The organism is Micromonospora sp. CNZ299 (assembly GCF_002754415.1).
This window is the reverse complement of sequence record NZ_PEFG01000001.1, coordinates 6,048,818-6,058,169: the sequence shown is the minus strand read 5'-3', so window position 1 is coordinate 6,058,169 and position 9,352 is coordinate 6,048,818. Positions and strand designations below refer to the sequence as shown.

1 pseudogene is annotated in these 9,352 nt (G+C 74.3%); it reads right to left on the bottom strand.

The window, feature by feature from the left end:
* Positions 1-3 precede the first annotated feature (3 nt).
* Positions 4-9,339: pseudogene (locus CLT68_RS27540) on the bottom strand (SDR family NAD(P)-dependent oxidoreductase); the annotation flags it as partial.
* Positions 9,340-9,352 lie beyond the last annotated feature (13 nt).

Below are 9,352 nucleotides of genomic sequence, written 5' to 3'. Positions count from 1 at the left end.
GGCGAGCGTGGCGGGCGTCGGCAGGTCGAACACCGAGCTGGCGGGCAGCGGTAGCCCGGTCGCCCGGCTCACCTGGTCACGCAGCTCCAGCGCGCTCAGCGAGGTGAATCCCGCCTCCAGGAACTTTTCGTCAGGCCGGATCGTGGCGGGCGGCTGGAGTCCGAGCACCAGGGCGGCCCTGCTACGCACCAGCTCCAGCACCGTGGCGCCGCGTTCGGCGCTGTTTTCGCCGGCCAGCTGTTCGAGCAGCGCGTCCAACCCGCTCGGCTCGGCCGTCGCGGGGCCGTCCGCGGTCTGCCGGTCGGTGATCTCGCTGACCAGGAAATCGCCGCCGGCCGCGATCGCCGCAGGCATTCCCGGCAACGCCTGCCTCGGCGCGACGTCCGGTGCCCAGGCCACCGACACGGCGGGAAGACCACGGGCCCGGCGCGCCGCGGCCAGCGTCCCGGCGTCTCCTGCGGCCGTGGAGAAGACGACGACCGTCGCGGTCGTCACCTCGTCCAGGACGCCGGTGACTGCCCATGCCTGATCGGTCCCGCCGTCGTGCAGGGCCGTGGTGTGGAAGACGGCGGTCAGCGGACGTTCGGCCGGTACCGCGGCGATCAGCGCGGCCGTCGCCTGCGGGTCGGTGAGGTCGCCGGCGACGGTGGCGGGTACGCCCAGTTCCGCGACCAGCCCGGTTGCGTCGCCGGTGCCCGCGACGATGACGTGCTCCGCGCCGGTGTCGGCCAGCCACCGTGCGGTCTCCGCGCCGATCCGGTGGCTCACGTCGGTGACCAGTACGGTCCCGCGCGGACGCCAGCCGTCGCCGTCGCGCGGGGCCGTCATCGGCAGCACCCGTCGGCTGAGCACCTCGCCGGCTCGCACCCACAGCTGGTCGGCGGTTCCGGTCAGCGCGCCCACCAGCAGGGCGGCTTCCGCGGCGCCCGCGTCCCGGGCCAGTTCGGCGTAGCCGGTCCGGCCGTTCCGCTCGCGGCGGAGCGCGTCGACCAGCTCCGATACACCGGAACGGGCGGGTCCGGTGAACCACAGCGTGGTGTCGGCGGCTGTGGCCCGTACCTTGTCGGCTAGCCGGTGCGCGACTGCCGGGCCGACCAGGGCGATGATGCCGGCCGGCCGGGACCGGACGAGCCGGTCGGCGGCCTCGTCGTCGTCGTCGCCGGCGACGACGACGATCTCCGCGGTGGCGCCGGCGCGGTCGAGCGCGGCGGCGACGACCTGCCCGACCGGCGCACCGTCCGTGACCACCAGCCAACGGCCGCGAGGGGCGCCGCTCGCCGGCGGCCGGTTCCAGCTGATCCGATGCCACCAGCGCCGTGCCCGGCGCCAGGTGGACAGGGCCGGTAGGACGCCGCCGAAAAGCTCGGCCTGCGAGGCGTCCAGGCCGAGCGAATTGGCGAGCTCGGCCAGGTCGCCGCGCTCGACCGCCGCCCAGAAGCCGGCGTCGCCGGCCGCCTCGTCGTCGCGTGCGCCGGGGGCCTCGGCCCAGAACCGCCGGTGCTGGAACGGGTATGTCGGCAACGGCACCTGGTGGGCGCCCGGAGTCAGGCGGCTCCAGTCGGGGCTGTGGCCGGCGACGTGCGCGCGGGCCAGCGCGGCGGTCAGGCCGGCCGTTTCGGCCTGACGGAACGGCGTGACGGCGACGACGGTGGCGTCCTCACCGAGGCTCAGCCCGGCCGGGACCGTCAGCGCCGGCGTCGGCGCGAGCTCCAGGTACGTCGTCACGCCGAGCTGCCGCAACGTCCGTATCCCGTCGTGGAAGCGCACCGTGCCGCGTAGGTGCCGCACCCAGTACTCCGTCGAGGCCAGTTGCTCGGCGGTGGCCGGCTCGCCGGTCACGTTCGAGATCACCGGGATGCGGGGTGCGGACGGTTGCGTGGCGGCGACCGCGGCTGCGAAATCGTCGAGGATGCCGTCGGTGTGCGGGGAGTGGAAGGCGTGGCTGACGTTGAGCCGGCGGGTCCGGTGCCCGAGGTCGGTCAGGGCCTGCCCGATCGACGCGATCGCCTCCTCGTCGCCGGAGAGCACCACGGACCGCGGGTCGTTGATCGCGGCGATCGTCACCCGGCCGGCGTGGTCGCGCAGGTGCGGCTCAATTTCCTCGGCGGTCCGGTGCACCGAGAGCATGGCGCCACCGGCGGGCATCGCCTGCATCAGGCGGGCGCGCGCGGCGACCAACGCGCAGGCGTCGCCGAGGTCGAAGACGCCCGCGAGGTGCGCCGCCACGAGCTCGCCGATGGAATGCCCGATGAGGTGGTCGGGGCGCAGCCCGTGCCACTCCAGCAGCCGGAAGAGCGCCACCTCGAAGGCGAACAGCGCCGGCTGGGTGTAGCCGGTCTGGTTGAGCAGGCTCGCCACCGGGTCTCGGGGCGGGGCGAACATCACCTCCCGCAGCGGCCGGTCCAGGTGCGGCGCGAACCAGGCGTCGATCTCGTCGATCGCTGCGGCGAAGACGGGGTACGTCTCGTAGAGCTCCCGGCCCATGCCATGTCGCTGGCTGCCCTGCCCGGCGAGCAGGTAGGCCATCCGTCCGCCCGGTGTGGCCGCGCCGACGTGCACGCCGGGGGCGGGTTCCCCACGGCTCAGCGACGTGAGGCCCCGGCGTAGGTCGTCGGTGGTCCGGCCGAGGATCACCGCGCGATGGTCGAAGGTGGTGCGCGTGGTGGCGAGCGAGTACGCCAGGTCGACGGGGTCGGGGGCGCTTCCGTTGGCGGTCACCGCGGCGAGCCGGTCCGCCTGTGCCCGAAGCGCGCGCCCGTCACGGGCGGACAGGCACCAGAGGAGGTCCGTCTCCGGCGGGGTGGGCCGGCCGGGCTCGGTGTCCGGCGGCGCGGGGGCCTCCTCGAGGATGAGGTGGGCGTTGGTGCCGCTGATGCCGAAGGAGGAGACGGCGGCACGGCGTGGCCGGCCGTCGTCCGGTGTCCAGGGCCGGGCCTCGTTGAGCAGGGCGACGGCGCCGCTGTCCCAGTCGACCAGGTCGCTGGGCTGCTGCGCGTGCAGGGTCCGCGGCAGGGTGCGGTGCCGCATCGCCATGAGCATCTTGATGACGCCCGCAACGCCGGCGGCGGCCTGGGTGTGGCCTATGTTCGACTTGATCGAACCCAGCCAGAGCGGCGCGTCCCGGTCCTGGCCGTAGGCGGCGAGCACCGCCTGTGCCTCGATGGGGTCGCCGAGCTGGGTTCCGGTGCCGTGTGCCTCCACCGCGTCGATGTCGGTGGCTTCCAGCCGCGCGTTCGCCAGCGCCTGCTGGATGACGTCCTGCTGGGCGGGTCCGTTCGGCGCGGTCAGCCCGTTGCTGGCGCCGTCCTGGTTGACCGCGCTGCCGCGGATGACGCCGAGCACGCGGTGCCCGTTGCGGCGCGCGTCGCTGAGGCGTTCGAGGAGCAGCGCGCCGACGCCTTCGCCGAGGCCGGTCCCGTCCGCGTCTGCGGAGAAGGCCTTGCATCGCCCGTCGCCGGCGAGACCACGTTGCCTGCTGAACTCGACGAACACGGCCGGCGTCGAGGTCACCGTGACGCCTCCGGCGAGCGCCATCGTGCACTCTCCGCCGCGGAGAGCCTGCGTGGCGAGGTGCATGGCGACGAGCGAGGAGGAGCACGCCGTGTCAACGGTGACGGCGGGCCCGCGCAGCCCGAGGTGGTAGGCGACCCGTCCGGAGGCCACGCTGTTGCTGTTGCCGGTCATCAGGTAGCCGTCGAGGCCGGCGGCGCCCTGCGTGCTCAGGTGCAGGCCGTAGTCGCCGCCCATCATGCCGACGTAGACGCCGGTGGTGCTGCCGCGCAGGGCGGTCGGATCGATGCCGGCGCTCTCCACCGCCTCCCATGCCGTCTCCAGCATCAGCCGGTGCTGCGGGTCCATGGCCAGTGCCTCGGTCGGCCCGATGCCGAAGAATCCCGGGTCGAAGTCGGCGGCGCCGCTGAGGAACCCGCCGCGGGTCGTCGACGAGGTGCCGGGCCGGTCGGGATCCGGGTCGAGCAGGGCGTCCAGGCGCCAGCCGCGGTCGTCGGGAAAGCCGGTGATGGCGTCCACGCCGTCGGCCACCAGACGCCAGAGATCCTCCGGCGACTGGACGTCGCCGGGGTATCGGCAGGACATGCCGACGATCGCGATCGGCTCCGCGTCGGTGGACACGGCTGTGGCCGTCCGTCGGGCGGGGCGGGCCGCGGCGCCGTCGAGTTGGGCGAGCAGGTGGGTGGCGAGTGCCGCCGGCGTCGGGTGGTCGAAGACCGTCGTGGCCGACAGTTGCAGTCCGGTGGCGGCGTTCAGCCGGTTCCGCAGCTGTACGGCGGTGAGCGAGTCGAAGCCGAGGTCCTTGAAGGCGTGCCCGGCGTCTACCGCCGCCGGGCTGTCGTAGCCGAGCACACTGCCGATGTGACCGCGGATGAGGTCCAGAACCGCGCCGTGCCGTTCCTGGCCGGGCAGGGAAGCGATCCGTTGCGCCCAGCCGGCCTCGCCCGCCGAGCGGGCCACGGGCAGCGTGGTCGCCCGGACCAGCCCGTCCAGCATCGCCGGCAGCGTGCCCGACTCGGCCTGCGCGCTCAGGGCACGCCGATCGAGGCGGATCGGCACCAGATGGGGGTTGCCGGTGGCCAGCGCGGCGTCCAGCAGCGCCAGCCCTTCCCGGGTGGAGAGCGAGGTCAGACCGGTCCGCCGCAGCCGACCACGGTCGGTGGCACCGAGCCCTTCGGTCATGGCGCTGTCCTGTGCCCAGAGTCCCCACGACAGGGCGGTGGCGGGCAGCCCCTGCGCCCAGCGGTAATGGGCGAAGGCGTCCAGGAACGCGTTCGCAGCGGCGTAATTGCCCTGGCCGGGCGCGCCGAGGGTGCCCGCGGCCGAGGAGTAGAGGACGAACGCGTCGAGGCCGAGGTGCCGGGTCTGCTCGTGCAGGTGCCAGGCGCCGTCCGTCTTGGGACGCAGGACGGCGTCGAGCCGGCTCTCGTCGAGGTCGGTGACGAGCGCGTCGTCGATGATGCCGGCGGCGTGGAACACCGCCGTGACCGGATGCTCGGCCGGCACGGCGGCGAGCAGGTCCGCCACCTGACCGGGATCGGCGGTGTCGCAGGCGGCGACGGTGGCGGTGGCGCCGAGGGCGGCGAGCTCGTCGCGGAGCTGCGCAGCGCCGGGTGCGTCCGGGCCGCGGCGGCCGGTGAGCAGGAGCCGCCGTACGCCGTAGGTGGTGACCAGGTGTTCGGCCAGCAGCGCGCCGAGCGTGCCGGTGCCGCCCGTGATCAGCACGGTGCCGCCGGGGCTGAACTGGAGCGGTTCCCGGTCGGGCGCGGTGCCCGGGGCCAGGCGGGGGACGAACAGGCGCGTCCCGCGGACGGCCACCTGCTCCTCTCCGCAGGCCAGAGCGGCATCGACGTCGCCGGTGCCGTCGGTGTCGACGAGTACGAACCGGCCCGGGTTCTCGTGCTGCGCCGAGCGGACCAGACCCCAGACGGCGGCGTGGGCGGGATTCGTCACCGGGCCGCCCGCCGGGACCGCTCCGCGGGTGACGAAAGCGAGCCGCCCCGAGTTGGCGGCAAGCCACGTCTGTATCTGCGCCAGGGCGTGCCTGGCGGCCGTGCGAGGGCCGGCGGGCGAGTCGTCGACCGGCGGCTCCCATCGGCTGACCGAGGTGTCCGGCGGCTGCGGCCCGGCCGGCGGCGGGGCCTGCGCCACCCACCGGACCTCGAACATCGCCTCGCGGACCCGGCCCGCGCCGCGCAGCTGGGCGGCCGTCACCGTGCGGACCGTGAGGGTGTCGACGGTGATGACCGGATTGCCGGCGCCGTCCACCGCGGCGATCCGGTAGCCGCCGTCGGCCGTCGGTGTGAGGCGGGCGCGCAGAGTGCTCGCGCCGGTGGCGTGCAACCGCACGTTGGTCCAGGCGAAAGGCAGGCCGATGCAGCCGTCCGGCCGGCCGGCGGCGGTGAGCGGAAGGCTGTGCAAAACGGCGTCGAGTACGGCGGGGTGCACGCCGAAACCCTCCGCGGGTGCCGGTGGCTGGGCCTCGACGTACAGGTCCGCCCCGTGCCGCCAGACGGCGCGCAGGCCACGGAACGACGCTCCGTACTCGTATCCGGCCTCGGCGAGCCGGTCGTAGCCGCCGGACAGGTCGACCGGCGTGGCGTCCGCCGGTGGGGGCCAGACGACTTCGGGGGCGGCCGGCGCCGAGGCGGCGGTGAGCAGGCCGCTAGCGTGCAACGTCCAGGGGCTCTCGTCGTCGCCGGAGCGGGAGTGCACGGTGAACGGGCGCCGGTCGGCGCTGTCCGGGGCCTCGACCGTCAGCTGGAGCTGTACCCCGCCGTCCGGCACGGCCAGCGGGGTCTGGAGGCTCAGGTCGGCGAGTACCGGGTGGGCGCACTGCCGGCCGGCGTACAGGGCCAGGTCGACGAAGGCGACGCCAGGCAGCAGGTCGGTGCCGAGGACGCGGTGGTCGGCGATCCACGGTTGGGTGTTCCGGTCGAGCCGGCCGGTCAGCACGAGACCGTCGGTGCTGGCCAGCCGTACCGTGGCGCCGAGCAGCGGATGATCGGCGCTGCCGAGCCCGGCCGTGGCGAGGTCGGCCGTGGGCGCCGAGTCCACCCAGTACCGGCGGCGCTGGAACGGATAGCCGGGCAGGTCGACGACCTGCGCCTCGTACGCGGCGAAGATCGCGTGCCGGTCGATCGCGGCGCCCTTCACCCAGGCGTCGGCGAGGGCGGTGACGAACTGGGCGAGGTCGCCGTGGTCGCGGCGCAGCGTCGGTACGGCGGTCGCGGCGCCCTGCTGCTCGGCGGTCTGCTCGACGGCGACCGCGAGCACCGGGTGCGGGCTGGACTCCACGAAGACGGTGTAGCCCTGCCCGATCAAGGTTCGCGTGGCCTGCTCGAAGCGCACCGGCTCGCGCAGGCTGCGGTACCAGTAGCCGGCGTCGAGCTGGGCGGTGTCGAGCCAGTCGCCGGTGAGGGTCGACAGGAAAGGGACGGCCGCCGGGCGGGGTGCGATCGGCGCGAGGTCGTGCAGGATCTGCTCGCGCAGCTGTTCGACGGCTGGGCTGTGCGAGGCGTAGTCGACCGGGATCAGTTTGGCCTGTACCCCGTCGGCCTGTGCGGCCGCGACAAGTGCCCGCAAGGCGGCCGGGTCGCCGGAGACGACGGTGGCGGACGGCCCGTTGACCGCAGCCACGTACGCCCGCCCGGTGACCTCGATCAGGCGGCGTTCGACCTCGGCGGCCGGTAGGGCAATCGATGCCATGCCGCCCTGCCCGGCCAACCGAATGATGGCGATGCTGCGGAGCGCGACCACCCGGGCGGCGTCGCGCAGGCTCAGTGCGCCCGCGACATAGGCGGCTGCGATCTCGCCCTGCGAGTGGCCCACCACGGCGGCCGGTTCCACGCCGTACGACCGCCACAGGGCGGCGAGCGACACCATAACCGCGAACAGGGCGGGTTGCACCACGTCGACCCGGTCCAGCCCGGGTGCGCCGACGGCGCCGCGCAGCACGTCGATCAGCGACCAGTCCACATGTTCGGCGAGTGCCTCCGCGCAGCGCAGCAGTTCGTCGCGGAAGACCGGAGCCGTGTCCAGCAGCTCCCCGGCCATCCCGGCCCATTGCGAACCCTGGCCGGGGAAGACGAAGACGGTGCGGCCCTCGACGGCCCGGGCGCTCAGCAGCCGCGGATCCGGTTCACCCACGCTCAGCGCGTTGAGGGCCGCCCGGAATCCGGCCTCGTCGTGGGCGACCACCGCCGCGCGCAGCTCCAGCGGCGCCCGCGTGGTCGCCAGCGAGTGGCCGATGTCGGCCACGGCGACGCCGGGAGCGGCGTCGAGGCGGGTGAGAAGCCGCCGCGCTTGGGCGCGCAGCGCCGGCTCGGTGTGCCCAGACAGCAGCCAGGGCAGCGGCAGCCCGTCGACCGGCCGGCGCGGCTCGGTCTGCTCGGTTTGCTCGACCGGCTCGGTTTGCTCGACCGGCTCAATTTGCTCGGCCGGCGGTGCCGCCTCGAGGATGACGTGCGCGTTGGTGCCGCTGATGCCGAACGACGACACCGCCGCACGCCGCGGCCGGCCGGTCTCCGGCCAGTCGCGTGCTTCGGTGAGCAGTGCCACCCGGCCCGCCGACCAGTCCACGTGCGGCGAGGCCTCCGCCGCGTGCAGGGTGCGTGGCAGCCGACCGTGGCGGATCGCCTGCACCATCTTGATGACGCCCGCGACACCGGCCGCCGCCTGGGTGTGGCCGATGTTCGACTTGATGGAACCGAGCCAGAGCGGCTGGTCCGTCGGCTCCCGGCGGCCGTAGGTGGCCAACAGTGCCTGCGCCTCGATCGGATCGCCGAGCGTGGTTCCGGTGCCGTGCGCCTCGACCACGTCGACGTCGGTGGGGGCGAGCCGGGCGCCGGCGAGGGCGGCACGGATGACCCGTTCCTGGGCGGGACCGTGCGGTGCGGTGAGCCCGTTGCTGGCGCCGTCCTGGTTGACGGCGGTGCTCCGGATGACCGCCAGCACCTGGTGACCGTTGCGCCGGGCGTCGGAGAGCCGCTCGAGGAGCACCAGGCCGGCGCCCTCACCCCACCCGGTGCCGTCGGCGTCGGCGCCGAAGGCCCGGCACCGGCCGTCCGGCGACAGGCCGCGCTGTCGGCTGAACTCGACGAACACGGTCGGCGTCGACAGGATCGTGGCGCCGCCGGCCAGGGCCAGCGAGCACTCCCCGTTGCGCAGCGACCGGCCGGCCAGGTGCAACGCGACGAGCGACGACGAGCAGGCGGTGTCCACGGTCACCGCCGGGCCGCGCAGACCCAGCGTGTACGCGACGCGCCCGGAGGCGACGCTCGTGCTGTTGCCGGTCATGAGGTAACCCTCGAGGTCCTCGGTCGTGCCGTTCAGCAGCCGGGCGGCGTAGTCGCTGCCGATCAGCCCGGTGAACACGCCCACATCGCTGCCGCGCAGGGAGGCCGGATCGATCCGGGCGTGCTCGACGGTTCGCCAGGCGGTCTCCAGCAGCAGCCGCTGCTGCGGATCCATAGCGAGCGCCTCCCTGGGGCTGATTCCGAAGAAGACCGGGTCGAACTCGTCGGCGTCGTGCACGAACCCGCCCGAGGAGGTGTAGGTCGTGCCAGGGCGTTCCGGGTCGGGGTCGTACAGGCCGGCCAGATCCCAGCCGCGGTTGACCGGGAAGCCGGAGATCGCGTCCACCTCGCCGGCGACCAGGTCCCACAGTTGCTCCGGCGAGCGCACCCCGCCGGGGTACCGGCAGCCCATGCCGATGACCGCGATCGGCTCCTGATCCGCCTCCTCCAGCTCGACGATCCGCCGCCGGGCCTGGTAGAGGTCCGCGGTGACCCGCTTGAGGTAGCCGAGCAGCTCGCTTTCGGTGGCCATCGGGATTTGCTCC